Annotated in this window: 20 protein-coding genes; 10 read left to right on the forward strand and 10 right to left on the reverse strand. The window is 70.7% G+C overall.

Annotated elements, in window-relative coordinates; translation table 11 throughout:
* Window positions 1-66: 66 nt before the first annotated feature.
* Window positions 67-999, reverse strand: a complete 933-nt coding sequence (gene rnz / locus B4V06_RS09530; protein WP_498169452.1) for a ribonuclease Z — start codon at window positions 997-999, stop codon at window positions 67-69.
* A gap of 181 nt (window positions 1,000-1,180) precedes the next feature.
* Here rnz and B4V06_RS09535 point away from each other — a divergent pair, with 181 nt between their 5' ends.
* Both B4V06_RS09535 and B4V06_RS09540 read left to right on the forward strand, forming a co-directional pair.
* Window positions 1,181-1,510, forward strand: a complete 330-nt coding sequence (locus tag B4V06_RS09535; protein ID WP_498169455.1) for a DUF7538 family protein — start codon at window positions 1,181-1,183, stop codon at window positions 1,508-1,510.
* A gap of 133 nt (window positions 1,511-1,643) precedes the next feature.
* Window positions 1,644-3,587, forward strand: coding sequence for an ABC transporter ATP-binding protein (locus B4V06_RS09540; RefSeq protein WP_123113644.1), 1,944 nt, complete (start codon window positions 1,644-1,646; stop codon window positions 3,585-3,587).
* A 43-nt stretch (window positions 3,588-3,630) separates the two neighbouring features.
* Here the strand turns inward: B4V06_RS09540 and B4V06_RS09545 are convergent, their stop codons facing one another.
* Entirely contained in the window at window positions 3,631-3,966 is a 336-nt protein-coding gene (locus B4V06_RS09545) for a DUF5789 family protein (RefSeq protein ID WP_123113645.1), read from the reverse strand.
* A gap of 151 nt (window positions 3,967-4,117) precedes the next feature.
* On the opposite strand from B4V06_RS09545, the gene B4V06_RS09550 reads away from it, so the two are divergent.
* Window positions 4,118-4,885, forward strand: coding sequence for a creatininase family protein (locus B4V06_RS09550; RefSeq protein ID WP_123113646.1), 768 nt, complete (start codon window positions 4,118-4,120; stop codon window positions 4,883-4,885).
* Between the two features lie 12 nt (window positions 4,886-4,897).
* Here the strand turns inward: B4V06_RS09550 and B4V06_RS09555 are convergent, their stop codons facing one another.
* The gene (locus tag B4V06_RS09555; RefSeq protein WP_123113647.1) at window positions 4,898-5,305 is read right to left on the reverse strand and encodes a DUF5790 family protein; all 408 of its coding nucleotides are present in this window, start codon (window positions 5,303-5,305) and stop codon (window positions 4,898-4,900) included.
* Between the two features lie 173 nt (window positions 5,306-5,478).
* The gene (locus B4V06_RS09560) at window positions 5,479-6,285 is read right to left on the reverse strand and encodes an aldo/keto reductase (protein WP_498169459.1); all 807 of its coding nucleotides are present in this window, start codon (window positions 6,283-6,285) and stop codon (window positions 5,479-5,481) included.
* Between the two features lie 214 nt (window positions 6,286-6,499).
* Here B4V06_RS09560 and B4V06_RS09565 point away from each other — a divergent pair, with 214 nt between their 5' ends.
* A complete protein-coding gene (locus B4V06_RS09565; protein ID WP_123113649.1) occupies window positions 6,500-8,212 on the forward strand; it encodes a methyl-accepting chemotaxis protein in 1,713 nt (570 codons plus the stop codon).
* A gap of 1 nt (window position 8,213) precedes the next feature.
* Window positions 8,214-8,978: a bacteriorhodopsin gene (locus B4V06_RS09570; protein WP_123113650.1), complete on the forward strand. Its 765-nt coding sequence runs from the start codon at window positions 8,214-8,216 to the stop codon at window positions 8,976-8,978.
* 9 nt (window positions 8,979-8,987) lie between these two features.
* Here B4V06_RS09570 and ahbB read toward each other — a convergent pair whose 3' ends face one another.
* Together ahbB and B4V06_RS09580 are read right to left on the reverse strand one after the other, a co-directional pair.
* Window positions 8,988-10,103, reverse strand: a complete 1,116-nt coding sequence (ahbB, locus tag B4V06_RS09575; protein ID WP_498169464.1) for a siroheme decarboxylase subunit beta — start codon at window positions 10,101-10,103, stop codon at window positions 8,988-8,990.
* Between the two features lie 86 nt (window positions 10,104-10,189).
* Window positions 10,190-10,348 (reverse strand): DUF7317 family protein, encoded by a 159-nt coding sequence (locus B4V06_RS09580; protein WP_176329372.1) that lies wholly within the window; start codon window positions 10,346-10,348, stop codon window positions 10,190-10,192.
* Between the two features lie 356 nt (window positions 10,349-10,704).
* On the opposite strand from B4V06_RS09580, the gene B4V06_RS09585 reads away from it, so the two are divergent.
* Together B4V06_RS09585 and B4V06_RS09590 are read left to right on the forward strand one after the other, a co-directional pair.
* Complete coding sequence (locus B4V06_RS09585) at window positions 10,705-11,829, forward strand: anthranilate phosphoribosyltransferase (protein ID WP_123113652.1); 1,125 nt, start codon at window positions 10,705-10,707, stop codon at window positions 11,827-11,829.
* Between the two features lie 157 nt (window positions 11,830-11,986).
* Window positions 11,987-12,136: a DUF7563 family protein gene (locus B4V06_RS09590; protein ID WP_170938266.1), complete on the forward strand. Its 150-nt coding sequence runs from the start codon at window positions 11,987-11,989 to the stop codon at window positions 12,134-12,136.
* 46 nt (window positions 12,137-12,182) lie between these two features.
* On the opposite strand, the gene B4V06_RS09595 is transcribed toward B4V06_RS09590, so the two are convergent.
* The 3 genes from B4V06_RS09595 to B4V06_RS09605 form a co-directional block, all read right to left on the reverse strand.
* On the reverse strand, window positions 12,183-13,016 hold the full coding sequence (locus B4V06_RS09595; RefSeq protein ID WP_498169468.1) for an NAD+ synthase: 834 nt from the start codon (window positions 13,014-13,016) through the stop codon (window positions 12,183-12,185).
* A gap of 128 nt (window positions 13,017-13,144) precedes the next feature.
* Window positions 13,145-13,777, reverse strand: coding sequence for an NUDIX hydrolase (locus B4V06_RS09600; RefSeq protein ID WP_123113654.1), 633 nt, complete (start codon window positions 13,775-13,777; stop codon window positions 13,145-13,147).
* On the reverse strand, window positions 13,774-14,157 hold the full coding sequence (locus B4V06_RS09605) for a hypothetical protein (protein ID WP_123113655.1): 384 nt from the start codon (window positions 14,155-14,157) through the stop codon (window positions 13,774-13,776). The genes B4V06_RS09600 and B4V06_RS09605 overlap by 4 nt, the downstream gene beginning before the upstream one ends.
* An 80-nt stretch (window positions 14,158-14,237) precedes the next feature.
* Here B4V06_RS09605 and B4V06_RS09610 point away from each other — a divergent pair, with 80 nt between their 5' ends.
* The 3 genes from B4V06_RS09610 to B4V06_RS09620 all read left to right on the forward strand — a co-directional run bounded on the left by B4V06_RS09610 (window position 14,238) and on the right by B4V06_RS09620 (window position 17,139).
* On the forward strand, window positions 14,238-15,194 hold the full coding sequence (locus tag B4V06_RS09610; RefSeq protein ID WP_123113656.1) for a DUF5787 family protein: 957 nt from the start codon (window positions 14,238-14,240) through the stop codon (window positions 15,192-15,194).
* A 47-nt stretch (window positions 15,195-15,241) separates the two neighbouring features.
* Window positions 15,242-15,649, forward strand: a complete 408-nt coding sequence (locus B4V06_RS09615; protein ID WP_123113657.1) for a CBS domain-containing protein — start codon at window positions 15,242-15,244, stop codon at window positions 15,647-15,649.
* A gap of 113 nt (window positions 15,650-15,762) precedes the next feature.
* Window positions 15,763-17,139, forward strand: a complete 1,377-nt coding sequence (locus tag B4V06_RS09620; protein ID WP_498169472.1) for an LLM class flavin-dependent oxidoreductase — start codon at window positions 15,763-15,765, stop codon at window positions 17,137-17,139.
* A gap of 390 nt (window positions 17,140-17,529) precedes the next feature.
* Here the strand turns inward: B4V06_RS09620 and B4V06_RS09625 are convergent, their stop codons facing one another.
* Window positions 17,530-18,003 (reverse strand): deoxyuridine 5'-triphosphate nucleotidohydrolase, encoded by a 474-nt coding sequence (locus tag B4V06_RS09625; RefSeq protein WP_123113659.1) that lies wholly within the window; start codon window positions 18,001-18,003, stop codon window positions 17,530-17,532.
* Between the last annotated feature and the right edge of the window lie 127 nt (window positions 18,004-18,130).

The following is an 18,130-nucleotide window of genomic DNA, read 5'->3' on the forward strand; positions in this document are numbered from 1 at the left end:
CGACGCCTCGACTCATCAAGGTTTCCCGGGTGCGGGGGTGTTCTCACCGCCGGGCTCGGCTCCGTCCTACTCGTTCGCGTCGGGGAACGGTACCTCGATCAGGTCGCCGTCGTCCGGGAGGATGACGCCGCCGTCGAACGCCGCCCGCGCCTCCCGGCGGATCGGCGAGGCGTCGGCGGCGTACCGCGAGGAGATGTGGACCAGCGCCAGCCACTTCGCGTCCGCGCGGGCGGCGATCCCCCCGGCCTCGCGGCCGGTCGAGTGGGCCGTGTCGCGGGCGCGGTCGGCCATGTCGTCGGCGAAGGTCGCGTCGTGGACGAGCAGGTCGGCGCCCTCGGCGACCTCGACCGTTCGCTCTCGCGGGCGCGTGTCGGCGGTGTACACGAGGGTCCGGCCGGGCCGCGGCGGCCCGACGACCTGGTCCGGCTCGACGATCGTCCCGTCCTCGGCCTCGACCGGCTCGCCGTCGTGGAGCCGGCCGAACTTCGGGCCGACGGGGACGCCCAGCTCCTCCGCTTTCGGGCGGTCGAACCGACCGGGGCGGTCGTCCTCGTCGAGGACGTACCCCTGCGAGACGGTCCGGTGTTCCGTCTCGAACGCGCGGACCTCGTAGCCGTCGGCGTCGAGCGCGACCTCGCCGGGCGCGACCGCCTCGATCCGGACCAGGAACGCGGGGTCGTGACCGACCGCGTGGACCAGGTCTCGGAGGTCCTCCTCGGTTCCGGGCGGGCAGTGGACCGTCAGCGGCGCCGACCGGTCGTTGAATCCGAGCGTCTGGACCAGTCCCGGGATCCCGAGGACGTGGTCGCCGTGGAGGTGCGAGACGAACACGTGGTCGACCCCGAACCCGGTGCCGTGCCGCATCATGCCGCGCTGGGTCCCCTCGCCGCAGTCGAAGAGGAGGCGGTCGCCCTCGCGGTTGACGAACAGTGCGCTCGGCGCGCGCTCGGTGGTCGGGACGGCGCCGCCCGTTCCGAGGAACGTGACGCGAAGGGACATACCCCTCCTGCGGCCGGCGGCGATAAACTCCTTTCGAGGCGGGCGGCGGGGTCCCAGTCGGTCCGGCGGTGAGTCGTCCCGGTCGGTCCGGCGGTGAGTCGTCCCCGCCGACCCCGAAACGATCCGAGGCCGACGCGATCCGAGCCGAAGCCGACATGTGCCCGCCGCCCCGAACGCGACCATGCACGACTCGATCGCCGCGCTCGTCCGACAGGAGGGGTGGCATGCGGAGGGCGCAGCCGCCCGGGTCCACTACGACGGCGGCGGCGCCCGGTTCGCGGTGGAGTTCTACGCGGACGCCGAGCGCGTCCTCTACTGGACGGTGCCCGCCGCTGCCGGGACCGACGCCGAGGACGCGGCCGACGCCTCGACGGCGGCGGACGACTCGACGGCGCCCGCCACGGCCGCCCCGGTCCCTCGCGACGACATCCCGGATCCCCTCCGACGGCGCATCCGGGAGGACCTCGCCGCCGCCGACGTCGACCCGTCGGTCGAGCGCCGCGAGGTGTGACCGGATCGCCGAGCGCTACGAGGCGAAGCCGATCCCCGAAACGCGGCCGTTGGCCTCCGATACCGGAGATTTCCGCCGATGCATTTCGATTCGAAGGAAACCTATTTGCGGCGCGATACGATATGAAACGGTAATGAGTAGCGTCGAGTGGGAGGAAGACGACCCCTTCGAGGAACAGCGGGAGAAGATCGAGAACCCGATGAAACGGCTGTTCCTCGCGTACGGTCGCGACTACCTCCCGCAGGTCTCCGTCGGTATCCTCGCCAGCGTCTTCGCGCGACTCCTCGATCTGCTCCCTCCCCTGATGCTCGGTATCGCTCTCGACGCGATCTTCCGCGGCGAGGCCCCGTTCGACGAGCAGATCCCGCTCGTGTTGCTGCCGGACGCGTGGCTCCCGACCGCGCAGACCGAGCAGTTCTGGTTCACGATCGCCGTCCTCGTCGGCGCGTTCGCCTTCGGCGCGGCGTTCCACTGGGTCCGCAACTGGGGGTTCAACGCGTTCGCCCAGAACATCCAACACGACGTCCGGACGGACACCTACGACAAGATGCAGCGGCTCAACATGGAGTTCTTCTCGGACAAGCAGACCGGGGAGATGATGTCCATCCTCTCGAACGACGTGAACCGGCTGGAGCGGTTCCTCAACGACGGGATGAACTCCGTGTTCCGCCTGGCCGTGATGGTGCTCGGGATCAGTGTCCTGCTGTTCTGGATCAACTGGCAGCTCGCCCTGGTCGCGCTGTTGCCCGTGCCGGTCATCGCCGGATTCACTTACCTGTTCATCAGGACCATCCAGCCGAAGTACGCCGAGGTGCGGTCGACGGTCGGCAAGATGAACTCCCGGCTGGAGAACAACCTCGGCGGGATCCAGGTGATCAAGTCGTCGAACACGGAGCCGTACGAGTCCGACCGCGTCGACGACGTGTCGATGGACTACTTCGACGCCAACTGGGACGCGATCCGGACCCGGATCAAGTTCTTCCCGGCGCTCCGCGTGCTCGCGGGCATCGGCTTCGTCCTCACGTTCGTCGTCGGCGGGCTCTGGGTGTTCCAGGGACCGCCCGGCCCGTTCACCGGCGAGCTCTCGGAGGGGATGTTCGTCGTGTTCATCCTCTACACCCAGCGGTTCATCTGGCCGATGGCGCAGTTCGGGCAGATCATCAACATGTACCAGCGCGCCCGCGCCTCCTCCGCGCGGATCTTCGGGCTGATGGACGAGCCCTCGCGGCTCGCCGAGGACCCGAACGCCGAGGAGCTGGTCGTCGACGACGGCGACGTCGTCTACGACGGCGTGAGCTTCGGGTACGACGAGGAGACTATCGTCTCCGACATCGACTTCGAGGTTGAGGGCGGGGAGACGCTCGCGCTGGTCGGTCCCACCGGCGCCGGCAAGTCCACGGTGCTCAAGCTCCTGCTCCGGATGTACGACGTCGACGACGGGTCGATCCGGATCGACGGGCAGAACGTGCGCGACGTGACGCTCAAGTCGCTCCGACGGTCGATCGGCTACGTCGGGCAGTCGTCGTACCTGTTCTACGGCACCGTCCGTGAGAACATCACGTACGGCACCTTCGAGGCGACCGACGAGGAGGTCCGCGAGGCCGCGCGGGCCGCGGAGGCGCACGAGTTCATCCAGAACCTCCCGGACGGCTACGACACGATGGTCGGCGAGCGCGGCGTGAAGCTCTCGGGCGGCCAGCGCCAGCGCGTCACGATCGCGCGGGCGGTGCTCAAAGACCCCGACATCCTCGTCTTAGACGAGGCGACCTCCGACGTCGACACCGAGACGGAGATGCTGATCCAGCGCTCGCTCGACCGGCTCACGGCCGAGCGGACGACGTTCGCGATCGCCCACCGTCTCTCCACGATCAAGGACGCCGACACCATCCTCGTGTTGGAGGGCGGGGAGATCGTCGAGCGCGGGACGCACGCGGAGCTGCTCGACAACGGGGGGCTGTACGCCCACCTCTGGGGCGTGCAGGCCGGCGAGATCGACGAGCTGCCCCAGGAGTTCATCGACCGCGCGCAGGAGCGCACCGCGCGCCTGATCGAGGACGCGGAGACCGACGACGACTGAGGGCGCGGGGCCGCCCCGCCCGGCGGTCTCCCTCCCCGACCGCTCACGTCGACAGTCGGCTCCAGTCGTCCGCGCCGCCGTTCTCGCCTTCCTCCGGCCCGTCCGCTCCCGCCGTCGCCCCGTCGCTCCCCGGCTCCTCGCCCAGCGCGTCGAGGATCGCGTCGCGCACCTCTCGCGGCTCGTGGAACCGGTCCCGCCCGCATCGCTCCAGCGTCGTCTCGAGCCGCTCGCCGCCGGTTCCGGTCTCCAGCTCGAAGCCGCCGTACTGTTCGACCAGCTCCGCGACCGACACCGGGTAGCTGTGCTCGCGGAGGGCCCGCTTCAGCGGTCCGAACGTCACCCCCGCCGTTCGACCGTGTTCCTCGCTCTCATTCCCCATGGGTGGCGTCTCGTCCGGCAGCGGAATAATTCCCCGGGGCGATCGCCCCGCGTCTGCGCTGTCCCGCCTCCGCGTCGCCTCCCAGCGCCGCCCCGACTCGGCGCCGCCCGAAGACCGTCGGCTATACGGCGCGTCCCGCCGAGGGGGCCGTATGCGACTCGCGGACGCCACCTGGACCGACGTGCGCGACGCCGACGTCGACGTCGCGTTCGTCCCCGTCGGCAGCACCGAACAGCACGGTCCCCACGCCCCGCTCGGGACCGACACGCTCGACGCCGTCGCCGTCGCGGAGGCGGGCGCGGCGGCGTACGAGGACGAGGCCGCCGACCGCGACGCGTCCGAGGGACGCACGGGCGAGGTCGCGGTCGCCCCGCCGATCCCCGTCGGCGTCGCCGAGGAGCACCGCGCCTTCGACGGGACGATGTGGGTCTCGCCCGACGCGTTCCGGGCCTACGTCCGCGAGGCGGCGGAATCGCTGCCGCACCACGGGATCGACCGAGTCGTGTTCGTCAACGGGCACGGCGGCAACGTGGGGGCGCTCGCGGAGGTCGCCCGTCGGTTCTCGCGCGACTCCGCCCACGACGGGTACGCCGTCGCGTTCACCTGGTTCGAGGCGGTCGGCGAGCACGCGGGCGACATGGGCCACGCCGGTCCGCTGGAGACGGCGCTGCTGCGCGCGACGAACCCCGACCTCGTCCGCGAGGACCGGACCGAGGAGGCCCGCGAGGGCGCCGCAGACCGGTGGGGCGAGTGGGTATCGGGGGTGAACCTCGCGCACGACTCGGACGAGTTCACGGGGAACGGGGTCGTCGGCGATCCGAGCGCCGGCGACGCGGCGCGCGGCGAGGAGCTCCTCGACCTCGCGAGCGACGCACTGGCGGAGCTCGCGGCGGCGGTCGTCGAGCGGGAGTCCGCTTAAAAACGCGAGACGCTACTCGTCCTCGGCCGCCTCCGCCGCGTCCTGCAACGCCCCGCGGATCGCCGGGACGGTGCCGGTGAGCGAGCTGACCTCCTCGGCGGCGCTCTCGATGTCGCCGACGAGCGACTCCAGCTCCTCGATCTCCGCTTTTAAATCGTCGGCGTCCTCGAAGGCGTCGGCGCGCTCGCCGAGCACGTACGCCTTCTTCGCCGACCGGACGGAGTCGATCGCGTCGCCGACGTCGAGGGCGGACTTGAGCCCGTTGAGCGCGCCGAGCACGTTGTCCGCGTCCGTCTCCCACACCGCGTCCGGGTCGGGGAGCTCCCCCCGGGCGGCCGCGAGGTGCTCTTCGACCTCGGCGCGGGTCTCTTCGGCCGCCTCGCCGAACAGGTCGTCGTCGTCGAACGTGGACTGGCTCATACCGGAGACGTCGTGCCGACGCCTTTTAAAAACGCGCCCGAAAGCGGAAGTGAAACCCCGGCCGACGGGGCGTCAGGGTCTCGGTTCGGTGCGGGACGGCGTTCAGTTCCGCCGCGGCCCCGTCTCACGGCCGGACGAGGAGCTCCTCTACGCTCGGCCCGGACGGGCCGCGGTCACACCCGATTCCACGGCGCCTCGTCGAAGTCGACGATTCGCTCGCCGCGGTCGAGCGCGTCGATCCGCTCGATGTCCTCGGGATCGAGGTCGATGTCGCGCGCTGCCCAGTTCGCCTCGACGTGGTCGAAGTCGGCGGCCTTCGGGATCGGCGCGACCCGCTCCTTCGAGAGCAGCCACGCGAGGCTCACCTGCGCCGGGCTCGCGTCGTGTTTCGCGGCGACCTCCCGCAGGACGTCCACGTCGGCCACCCGGTTGCGCGCGATCGGCGAGTACGCGACGAGCCAGTGGCCGTGTTCGGCCGCGAGCTCGCGCAGCTCCTCCTGTTGGAGCAGGGGATGACACTCGACCTGGTGGGCGAACACGTCGTGGTCGAGCCGGTCGATCGCCTCCGCGAGCTGGTCGGGCCGGAAGTTCGAGAGCCCGATCCGGTCGGTTACGCCCTCGTCGACGAGGTCGTCGAGGGCGGGCAGCGTCTCCGCGGGGTCGTAGGTGTTGATCGGCCAGTGAACGTACAGCAGGTCGATCGAGTCGACGCCGAGCCGGTCGCGGCTCACCCGCGCGGTCGCGGTCGCGTCGCCGTACGAGAGGTTGTCCGTCGACAGCTTCGTCGCGATGAACAGTTCGTCGCGGTCGACGTCGGTGCGGTCGATCCCCGCCGACACCGACGCCTCGTTGTCGTACCCCTGCGCCGTGTCGACGTGACGGTACCCCGTCTCCAGGGCGTGGGCGACCCCGGCGACGCACTCCTCGCCGTCCGCCAGCTTGTACGTCCCGTACCCGAGCCGATCGAACGCGTCGGTCATACCGATTCGGCGGCCGCGACTCCCGTCAACGTACCGGTCGCTCTCGCGTCCACCGGTCTCTCGATTCTCCCCGTCCCCGGTCCCTTCGATCCCGCACCACCGCCGGTCCCTTCGATCCCGCGCTACCGACGGATTTCCCGCCGAACTGCGTTATCACGCGTAATATTTGGGCAGCAGTTATTATGCCGATACGATCCCTGGAAATCAGTACACTATGCAAGAGGGATCGTCCTCCGGCGTGCGGTCGAGTTACGGCGCGAAGCTCGCGCTGTCGCTGATCGGGGTCATGGGGGTCTCAGTTTCATACGGGGTCATCGTCTACCTCCGCGCGGAGGGGACCGGGGCCGCGGGCGCGGAGATCCGCTCCGGGCTCGTTGGGATGACGCTGTTGACGGTGATCGGGCTCGCGCTCATCGGGGTCACCGTCGGATCGAACACGGTCATCTCCCTGCGACAGCTCACGGCCAAGGCCGAGCGGATGGCCGAGGGGGACCTCGACGTGACGCTGGAGACGGGGCGGCGAGACGAGATCGGGCGGCTGTTCCGGGCGTTCGACGCCATGCGCGGCTCGCTGCGGTCGGAGATCGCCGACGCCGAGGACGCCCGCGAGGAGGCGGAGCGGGCGCGACGCGAGGCGACGGCGCGCGCCGAGACGGTCGAGCGCAAGGCGACCGAGTACGAGTCGGCGATGCGCGCGCTCGCCGACGGCGACCTGACCCGGCGGGTCGACCCCGACAGCGACAACGAGGCGATGGCGCGCGTCGGTGCCGCGTTCAACGAGATGGCCGACGAACTGGAGGGGACGGTCGCGTCCGTCGCGACCGTCGCCGAGGACACCGCCGACGTCGCCGGGACGGTCGACGACCGCACGGAGAGCCTGCGGGCGACCACCGGCACCGTGAGCGAGGCGGTCGACGAGATCGCCGAGGGCGCGCGCACCCAGCGCGACGACTTGCAGGCGGCGACCGACGAGGCCGAGAGCCTCGCGTCGTCCGCCGAGGAGGTCGCCTCCACTGTCACCGACGTGGCCGAGACCGCCGAGCACGCCGCCGCGGTCGGCGAGGAGGGCCGCGAGGCCGCCGAGGAGGCGCTCGCCGAGATGGACGCGGTCGAGGAGACGACCGCGGAGACGACCGCGGAGGTCGAGGCGCTCGCGGAGGAGGTCGAGGAGATCGGCGAGGTGGTCGACACCATCTCGGAGATCGCCGAGCAGACGAATCTGCTCGCGCTGAACGCTTCCATCGAGGCGGCTCGCTCCGGCGCCGAGGGCGCCGGCTTCGCGGTCGTCGCCGAGGAGGTGAAAGCGCTGGCCGAGGAGACCCAGGAGTCGGCGAGCGAGATCGAAGCCCGGATCCACTCCGTCCAGGAGCGCGCCGAGACCGGCGCCGACGCGATGGAACGCACCGAACAGCGGATCTCCGCCGGGGTCGACACCGTCGAGACGTCGATCGACGCCTTGGAACGCCTCGCGGAGGCCTCCGAGCGGACCGACACGAGCATGACCGAGATCACCCGGGCGACCGAGACGCAGGCCGACTCCGTGGACGCGGTGGTCGGGCACGTCGAGGACGTCTCTGCGATCAGCGCGCAGACCGCGAGCGCGGCCGGCGACGTCACCGGGGCGGTCGACGAACAGGAGCAGACCCTCGGCGCGGTCGAGACCGCCGCCGAGTCGCTCTCGGACCGCGCGCTCGCGTTGCGCAACGCGGTCGAAGACTTCGAGTTCGCGACCGACGACGCGCTCTCGGAGCCCGACCCGACCGCCGCGGACGCGACCGCCACGGCGATCTCCGACGGCGGAACCGCGGGTGACGACGGCGGTCAACGGCCCGGCACGCGCGGGGGCGACGGCGAGACCGCCTTCGACTTCTCGCACGGAAACGACGCGCCGGACGACGCGTCCGCCGGCGGGGAGGGGGTGAACTGAGATGCTGGTCGACACGACGATATGGGCGTGGCTCGGCGTCCTCGCGATGGGGGCCGGGACGATCCCGCCGCTGTGGAACTGGTTTACCGGGTCGTCGTCGGGCGAGTCGCACGCGCGGTACTACGCCACGCTCGCCGGCGTCACCGGGGTCGCGGCGCTCGCGTACCTCGCGATGGCGCTCGGGTTCGGCACGGTGGCGACGCCGGGCGGCGACCTCCCGGTCGCCCGCTACCTCGACTGGCTGATCACGACCCCGCTGCTGCTCCTCTACCTCGGCCTGCTCGCGCGTCCGTCGCGGCGCGTTCTCGCCGGGTTGATCGCGGTCGACGTGGTGATCATCGCCGGCGGGATCGCCGCGGTCGTCACGGCGGGAACGCTCTCGTGGGGTCTGTTCGCCGTCGCGTCGGCGGCGTACGCGGTGCTCGTTTACGGCCTGCTCGTGGCGCTTCCGCGGTCGGCGTCGGCCGAGGGGGACCGCGTTCGCGCCGTCTTCGGGACCCTCCGGAACATCACGGTCGTCCTCTGGACGCTGTACCCGGTCGTCTGGGTGCTCGCGCCCACCGGGCTCGGGCTCCTGACGGCCTCCACGGAGATGCTGGTGTTCGTCTACCTCGACATCGTCTCGAAGGTCGGCTTCGTCGTCGTCGCGGTCGCGGGCGCGGACGCGTTCGACGGCCTCGGCGCGGAGAGCGGCTCGGGCGGCCTCGGTGCGCCCGGCGGCGCGCTCGACGGCGACGAGCCCGCCGCGTCGCTCGGCGACGACTGACTCGCTTCTCTACTCGTCGCCGTCGGCGACGAGGTCCTCGTACCGCGCGCCGGTCTGTTTCAGCGTCTCGGTCGAGTAGAGCCGCTCGTGGGAAACGGGGAGGTGATCGGCCGCCAGCTCGTCGATCTTCGCGTCGACCGCCTCGGCCTCCCGCCCGTGGATCATCGTGAACAGGTTGTACTCCCACTCCTGTTCCGGCCGGCGCGGGCGGTGGTAACACAGCGTGACGTACGGGAGGCTCCCGACGGCCTCGCCGCGCTCGTCGAGCTCGTCGTCGGGCACGTCCCAGACGACCATGCAGTTGTTCGTGAAGCCGGTGACGACGTGGTTGACGACGCAGCCGATGCGCTTGATACAGCCGTCGGCGAGCAGGCGATCGACCGCCGCGAGGACGTCGTCGAGGGGGGCGCCGATCCCGCTCGCCACGTCGGCGTAGGGGGTCGCCGTCAGCGGGAACCCGTCCTGGATCGCCAGAAGGAGGTCGGCTTCGACGGGAGCGAGGTCGCCGCGGGCGTCTTCCGAGATGCGGGTGGCGGAGACCGCCGTCTCGGACGCTCGCGGGTCGCTTCGCTCCCCGCTCGCGGAGTCCGAGGCGCTCCGCGCCTCGCCCGACTCCCTCGCGAACCGGTCGGCGTTCACCACCGGGAACTCCAGGTCGATGTAGTAGTCCGTGAGCATCGGGAGCGCCAGCACCTCGCAGCCGGTCCGCTCCTCGATCTCCGCGAGGATCGCGTCGCGCTTCTCGCGCGAGCCCGCGGTGACGACGAACCACTGGTTCCACTCGTGGTCTCGGCGGTAGTTGTGGTTCACCTGCCGGTAGCCGTTGATGACCTCGGCGACCTCGTCGAACCGGTCCTCGGGCGCGCGCACGGCCGCCAGCGTCGACGAGCCGATGACCGGGGGGTTGAGCACCGCCCCGAACCGCCGGAACACGCCGCGCTCCCGGAGGTCGCGGACGCGGTCGAGCATCTCGCCGGCGTCGACGTCGATGCCCGTCTCGGCCGAGACCTCGCGAGCGACCCGCTCGAACGGGCGCGGTTCGACGGGGAAGCCGCTCTGGTACTCGTCGATGAGCGCGGCGTCGACCGCGTCGATGTCGGCCCGCCAGTCGGCGTCCAGACTCATTGTGTTCGGTTGGGGTCGCGCGTACCTACGGGTTTCGGAGGGAGTCGGCCGTCCCGGGGACGGACGGGAGTTCCGGACGGGGAGGGTCAGTCGTCAGCGGGGGTCCGCCCCGACGCCGGCGCGAAGGCCCGGGCGCTCTCCTCCAGCTGCGCCGCAGAGCAGCCGCCGACGGTGGCGGCCTGTTCGAGCGTTAGGGTGCGAGCGCGATACAGCGTGAGTGCGGTGGCGACGGATTTGGACGTCATCGGGAACAGTTCTCTACTAGATGGACATACATATAACTCTAACGCTCTTATCGGTGTGTTACAAAATCTTTGAGCGGTAGAACACACCACATTTGTTTTATTCAGGCTTAAAAAGCAAAACACGTCCACTTATGATATGTGAACCAATACCACGGAGCCGCAGCGAATCGGCCGGTTCGACGGCTTCGTCGCTCGCGCGCACCCGACGTCCGCTCTCGGCGGGTTCGCTCTGGCGGGTTCGCTCCGGAGTGCTCGCTCTGACGGGGCCGCACTGGGCGGTTCGCTCCGGGTCGCCCCGTTCCCGCGGCTCGGGAGTCGAGCGAGGGACTTTTCGTTCGAGGTCCCGAACGACGCGTATGGCTCAGGCGACTCAGGAGTTCGGCGACTGGCCTCTCAAACGGCTGATGACCGAGGTCTGCGGCTCCGGCCACAAGTCGGCCGACGACCTGACGCGCGCGCAGGCGACCGAGGCGTTCGAGCGCATCCTCGCGGACGAGCCCGACCCCACGACGCTGGGGGCGTTCTGGCTCTCGAACCGCTGGAAGCGGAACACGCCGGAGGAGCTCGGGGCGTACGTCGACGTGATGTGCGAGCGCGTCGAGTACGCCGAACCCGACGCCGACCCCGTCGACTGCGGCGCCAACTACGACGGGAAGGGGCGCTCGGCGATCCTCGGCGTCGCCGCGGGCGCCGTCGCAGCCGCCGCGGGCACGCCCGTCGTCGTCCACTCGGGCGACCGCGTTCCCACCCAGAAGCAGGACGCGTACAAGCACGTCCTCGACGAGCTCGGCGTCCACACCGAGCTGACGCCCGCCGACTCCGCCGACATGGTGGACGAGACCGGCTTCGGCTTCTACTACCAGCCCGCGTTCAACCCCGCGATCGACGACCTGTTCGACCGGCGCGACCAGATGGGGGTCCGGACGTTCGTCAACACCATCGAGACGCTGGCGAACCCCGCCGGCGCGTCGGTCCACCTCGGCTCCTTCTACCACCTCGCGTTCGCGAAGAAGGTGGTCGACACGTTCGTCGAGAGCGAGTTCCACGACCTCGACCGCGTCCTGATGTTCCAGGGGATGGAGGGGTACGACGACGTGCGGCCCGGCTACACCAAGGTCGCCGAGTGGGACGCGGCCGGCGGCAGCGAGGGCGCGGGGAAGAGCGAGGGTGACGCCGACGAGACCGGCAGCGAGGGCGCCTCCTTCGACGACTTCGAGATCGAGACCGCCGAGTACGGGATGGACCTCGAAGAGGAGGACCTCGCGGTCGACGACGTCGCCGCCGACTCCGCTGCGATCACCGAGGAGGTGCTGGCCGGGGAGCGCGACGGCCCCTTCGCCGACGCGGTCGCGGTCAACGCCGCGCTCCGGATCTACGCCCGCGAGGACGCTGACTCGATCGAGGAGGGGTTAGAGGCCGCCCGCGAGGCCATCGACGACGGCTCCGCGATGGCCGTGCTCGAGGAGCTGCGGGCGTTCTGAGGCCCGGGTCGCCGACCACCGCGTCCGGCCGTCGACGCACTTTTGGGCGGAATTTGGGCCGGAGTTCGGAAAGCCCACTTAGGCGTTCGTGACCAACTCTCACACGCACAGCACACCATGACACACGACGTTATCTCACACCGAGGGAGTCCCCGCGATGCCCACGTGTGAACACTGCGACGCGCACGTCTCGGACCGGTTCGCCCGCGTGTTCTCCGACGCTCGCGGCCGGATCCACGCGTGCCCGAACTGCTCGGCCAACGCCGGTATCGCGGAGGTCACGAAACAACGGGCGCACGACGCCTGAAAAACGGATATTTTTCCTCGCTCGACCGCGTTTCGCGTCGCCCCGTCTACCGCTCCGGAGCCGGCGGCATCGACCGCTTGTGGGCGCTGCGCTCGTGGAGCCCGACGACGCGGTCGACCGCCTCGGCGGGCACGTCGAGCTCGCGGGCCGTCGCCGCCCGTGAGAGCCCGCCGTCGACGTGGACCGCGAGGATCGCGTCGACGACGTCGTAGTCGAGGCCCAGCTCCTCGGCGTCGGTCTGCCCCTCCCACATCCCCGCGGTCGGCTCCTGCATCACGAGATCCCGCGGGACGCCGACGTGGGCGGCCAGCTGGCGGACCTGCTGTTTGTACAGGTTCCCGATCGGGTTGCAGTCGACCGCCTGGTCGCCGTACTTGGTGAAGTAGCCGGTCATCGCCTCCGCGCGGTTCCCAGTCCCCAGCACCACCCGGTTCTCGGCGTTGGCGACGAGGTAGTTCAGGACCGCGCGGGTCCGGACGTAGACGTTCCCCGCCGCCGTCCGGTCGTCCGCGGCCTCCGGGAACGCGTCGAAGAAGGACTCCGCGATCGGCTGGATCTCCACTAAGTCGTACTCGATCCCGAGCTCGTGGGCGACGCGCTCGGCGTCGCTCATCACGTCCGGGTCGTTCACCGCCGAGGGCATCGTGATCCCGTGGAGGCCGTCCTCGCCGAGCGCCTCGACGGCGAGGTGGGCGGTCAGCGTCGAGTCGATCCCGCCCGAGAGGCCGAGGACGGCCCCGTCGGCGCCCGCGTCGTCGACGATGTCCGCGATGAACGAGACGACCCGCTCGCGGGTCGCCTCCAGCTCCGACTCCGAGAGCCGGAGGTCGAGGGGCGGGTCGTCCGACAGCAACACCGACTGCTCCGAGTGCTGGCTCATGGAGGATAACAGGGGCCGAGGCGACTAATATCTCCGCTTCACCCGCCCGAACTGGACGTTCGTCCGACTCGACGCGTCCGTCTCGCCCGATTTCCGACGCTCTCGCCTCGATCGCTTGGCCGTCGCGCTCAGAGCAGCCCCTCGCGGTCGGCGAGCAGCAGCCCCTCCAGCGTCGCGTCGTTCGTCGGGGGCTCGCGGGCGATCTCCAGCGCCTCCTCGATCGGCACCGCCCGCGGCGAGAGGAACTCGTTGCTGTCGTGGTCGACGCCGACCGGTTCGAGCCCCTCGGCGAACACGTACCCGCGCTTGTGCCGGAGCACGCCCGTCGAGCACCACACCTCCTGTAACAGCGACGTCGACGAGGGCGCGAAGCCGGTCTCCTCGGCGAGTTCGCGCGCGCCGGCGGCGGTGTACGACTCGCCGCGCTCGACGATTCCGGCGGGCAGCTCCAGCTGTGTGTTCCGGACCGTCGGGCGGTACTGCTCGACGAACAGCACGTCGCCGTCGGCGACCGCGACCACGACCGTCGCGGGCGACAGCTCGGCCCAGTAGTACTTCTTCTCCGACCCGTCCGGCTGCTCGACGCGGTCGTACCCCCCGACGAACCAGCCGGGGTCGTACTCGACGGCGACCTCCCTGACCGGCCACTCCGGCTCGCCCGGCAGCGAGTGGTTGCGGCCGTCTGAAAAGGCCGGGAGGGCGCGGAGGTCGGCCGCGGGGGCGTCGCCCTCGTCGCTCGGTCGCTCATCGTCGTCGCTCACGGCTGCACCACCTCCACGCGGTAGATCCCCCCCTCGTACCGCACGCGGACTCCGTCGTCGGTGGCGGCCTCGGGCAGCTGTCGCCTGAGGGCGTCCACCTCGTCGAACGGGGTATGGGTGAACCACTCCTTGATCCCGTACGAGTCGGCCAGGTACGGGTCCGAGCGACCGTCGTCGCTCGCGAGCGCGCTCGTCAGGAACGGGTACCGGCGCTCGGTGACGTTGTTCACGTCTATCGCCGCTCCGTCGGTCTCGATCGGCTCGGCGGTCAGGTAGTAGGGGTCGCCGCTGCCGAGGTAGCTCGGCAGGGCGCCCAACGCGAGCAGGGCGACGATGACCAAGGCGATGGCGACGAGGAGGTTCCGGGTGACCCGGCGCATGGTCGACGTTGACGCCGCCCGGGAATACCGGTTTCGACCGCGCCGACGCGCTTTACTCGCCGGCGCCCCTCTCCCTTCCCATGGAGTTCCGGTTCGAGCTGGCCCTGTGCGCCGCGCTCGAATCCACGGACCGAGTCGTCGCCCGCCAGCTCGGCGCCGGCGTGACGAACCCCGGCGGCCGGATCGTCGACGTCTGCGTGCTGGCGCCCGGTCCGGGGTTCGACCGGCGGGCGGCGATCGCCCCCGAGCGGATCCCGGACCCCGCGATCGAGGCGGCCGTCGGGCCGGGCGAGGCGGTCTCCGTCGCCGACGCGTTCGACCTCCCGCCGGACCGGGCGGCCGCGGTCGTCGAGCGCGCGGTCGAGGTCGGCTACCTCGAACGCGAGCGCCGCGACGGCCGGCCGGTCGTGCGCGCGACCGCCCGGTACCCCGACGACTGGGTCGGCTCGCTCACCGCTATCGAGAACAAGCCCGACCTCGGGACGCCGGGCGACTTGGCGGCCCAGCTGCGGTACGACGTCGCGCTCGGCCTGTTCGACGAGGTCGTTCTCGCCACCGCCTCCTACGTCACCCGCGCGCACCTCAACCGGATCCCCGACCCGGTCGGCGTCTGGCGGTTCGACCCCGAGACGGGCGAGCGAGAGGTGGTCCGGGCGCCCGACCCGCTCGACCCCGACGCGCCCGGCGTCGAGATCCGCGAGGAGCGGTCGCTCCGGACCGACGTGGCGCTCGCCGACCCGGACGCGTTGGCCCGCAAGCGGCGCCGGATCGCGGAGCGCGCGTACGGGAAGGGGTGGCGGCCGTCGCCCCCGGGGTGCGCGCACGCGACGGGGACCGCCGACGGCCGCCCGTACTGCGAGCGGTTCGACCGGGTGGTGGACCCGGGGCGCGACTGCGGCGCGGGCTGTGACGCGTACGACCCCGCCGACCCGCCCGCGGTCGACCGCGACGGGCTCCGCGACGGGCGAACCGCGTGGGTGGCCGACCCCGACGGCGACGGACCGCGTCGGCAGGCGGGGCTCTCGCGGTTCCTCTGACCGTCGCCTGTGGGAATCCTTATACCCCGTGCGACGGACTCTCACGTATGGACGACATCGATGACGTGTTCGTCGCGCGGCTCATGACGAGCGAACTCCACACGGTAACGCCCGACACGCTGGTCGAGGACGCGGCCGCCGTGCTGCTCGACAACGACATCAGCTCGGCGCTGGTCGTCGACGACGACGGGGCCCTGGTCGGCATCCTCACCACGACCGACTTCGTCGACATCGTCGCGAAGAGCCAACCGAAGGCGGAGACGACCGTCGAGCGGTACATGACGCGCGACCCGATCACGGCCGGCGCGCAGGACTCCGTCTCGGCGGTCGCCTCGCTCATGGTCGAGCACGGCTTCCACCACGTGCCCGTCGTCGACGGCGACACGCCCATCGGGATCATCACGACCTCCGATTTCGCCGCGTACGTCTCCTCGCCGGAGACGGTGTCGCCGTAGACGCCGGCCGCAGTTTTCCGCCGCGGTCTTCCGCCGTTTTCGCCGCGTCCGCGACGCCGACAAGTGACGCCCCTTTCTGTGGGGTATTACCCGCGCCCCGCCTACCCGACGCCATGCCCGATCACCTGCATCTCAACCTCTTCACCATGGCCTCCGTCGAGCACGTCTCGCCGGGGTCGTGGACCTACCCCGGCGACCGGTCGCCGGAGTACACCGACCGGGAGTACTGGACCGAGGTCGCGAGGACCGCCGAGCGAGGTGGCTTCGACGCGGTGTTCTTCGCCGACGTGCGCGGGATCTACGACGTGTACGGCGACGACCGCCACACCGCCGTCGAGAAGGCGGTCCAGACGCCCGCGAGCGACCCGCAGCTCGTCGTTCCCGCGATGGCGGAGGTCACCGACGAGCTCGGCTTCGCCGTGACGCGGTCGACGACGTACACCCACCCGTACCAGCTCGCGCGGGAGTTCTCCACGCTCGATCACCTCACCGACGGGCGGATCGCGATCAACGTCGTCACCTCCTACCTCCAGTCGGCCGCCGAGAACCTCGGGCTCTCGGAGCGGATGGACAAGGAGACGCGCTACGACCGCGCCGACGAGTTCCTCGACGTCTGCTACGAGCTGTGGGAGGAGTCGTGGGACGACGACGCGGTCGAGGTCGACCGCGAGGCCGGGCGCTACACCGACCCCGAGAAGGTGTCGGCCATCGATCACGAGGGCGAACACTTCTCCGTGCCCGGCCCCCATGGCTGCGAGCCCTCGCCGCAGCGGACCCCGGTCGTGTATCAGGCCGGCTCCTCCGACCGCGGACGGGAGTTCGCGGCCGCGAACGCCGAGGCCGTCTTCGCCAGTCAGCCGACCGAGGCGGGCGTCCGCGAGTACATGGCCGACGTCAAGTCGCGCGCCGCGGACCACGGCCGCGACCCCGAGAGCCTGAAGTTCTTCATCGGCGTCGTCCCCGTCGTCGGCGAGACGCAGGCGCTCGCGGAGGCGAAGTACGAGGAGTACAAGCGCCACGTCGACGTCGAGGCGACGCTCGCGCTCCTCTCCGGGTTCCTCGACATGGACCTCTCGGAGCTCGACCCCGACCAGAAGGTCGAGCACATCGAGACGGACGCGATCCAGGGGACGATGAACGCGTTCACGAAGGCGCAGCCGGACCGCGAGTGGACCGTCCGCGAAGTCGCGGAGTTCTGCGGGCTCGGCACCACCTCCCCGAAGATCGTCGGCACGCCGGAGGTGATCGCCGACGAGCTGGCGTACTGGCACGAGGAGGTCGGCGTCCACGGGTTCAACGTGAAGGAGGTCGTCCGCCCCGACTCGCTGACGGACTTCGTCGACCTCGTCGTCCCGGAGCTGCGCGAGCGCGGGCTCGTCCCGGGCCCGGACGATGCCGACGACACCCCTCGCGGTGACGGCACCCTCCGCGAGCGGCTGCTCGGCGACGGCCAGTCCCGGCTCCGCGACGACCACCCGGCCCGGCGGTAGGGAGCGCGACTGCCTCCGACGGTGCGGCCGGGATATCCCGCCCAGGTCGGGCGATCCGAGTCGGCTTTTTTATCGGTTCTGAATCCGCCATCCCTGCCGCGCCCACTACGCTTAAGTGCGTTCCACCGCTTTCTTCACGTGACGCTTCGCTTGGAGGGCCGAAGCGTCAGCGGGGACCTACTGAACGACACGCCGGTGCCACTTTTTCCGGCACGGGCGTGCCGTTCGTTCCTTTCACACCCACGAGCGACGGCTGTCTTCATGTCTTCACGTCCCGACCCCGGCGCGAGCGCCGCCGGATCCAAGACTCCGCTTAGCTTGATATAGGCGCTAAGCCCCCACCCTCAAGGAGCGAACGGCGTCAGCCGTGAGCGAGTAGGGTAGGGTAGTTCACAGGTTCTCTCCCTGATACGACCCCTCGTACGCCCCGTCGTGGTCGGCCTCGGCGAGCACCAGCTGGGCGATCCGCGCGCCCGGCTCGATCTCGATCGCGTGTCCCACGTCGAGGCGGCCCTCGCCGACGCCCTCGTAGCCCGCGTCCCAGACGGCGGTGTCGAGAGTACAGGAGTTCCGGAGCAGGGTCGACCGCGGGAGCACGAACCCGATCCGCCCCTCGGGAATTCGCACCGGCTCGCCGTACCGAACCACGTACGTCCCGGGGTCCAGCCGGTACGCCCCGTCGTCGAGCGGCACCGGGTCGCGCTCGCCGACGCGTTTCCCGTCGCGGCCGATCCGCCCGGGCGTCGACTGATCGAAAATCTCGTCCGCCGTGAGGTCGACGCCGTTCGGCTGTCGCTGCGCGTCGTCGAGGTCGGCGTCGCCGGCCTCCAGCGCCGCCGCGACCGTCGCTCCCGAGTCGAACATGCCCGACCGAATCCGCGGGCGAGACTAAACGGTGTCGCACGCGGCCCCGACGCGGATCGGTCCCCCTCGGTTCGCCGAGGGATGCGGCGAATTCGGCCGATATGAGCCTTTATCGGCCTTATATTCT

Source organism: Halorubrum sp. B53 (assembly GCF_059752395.1).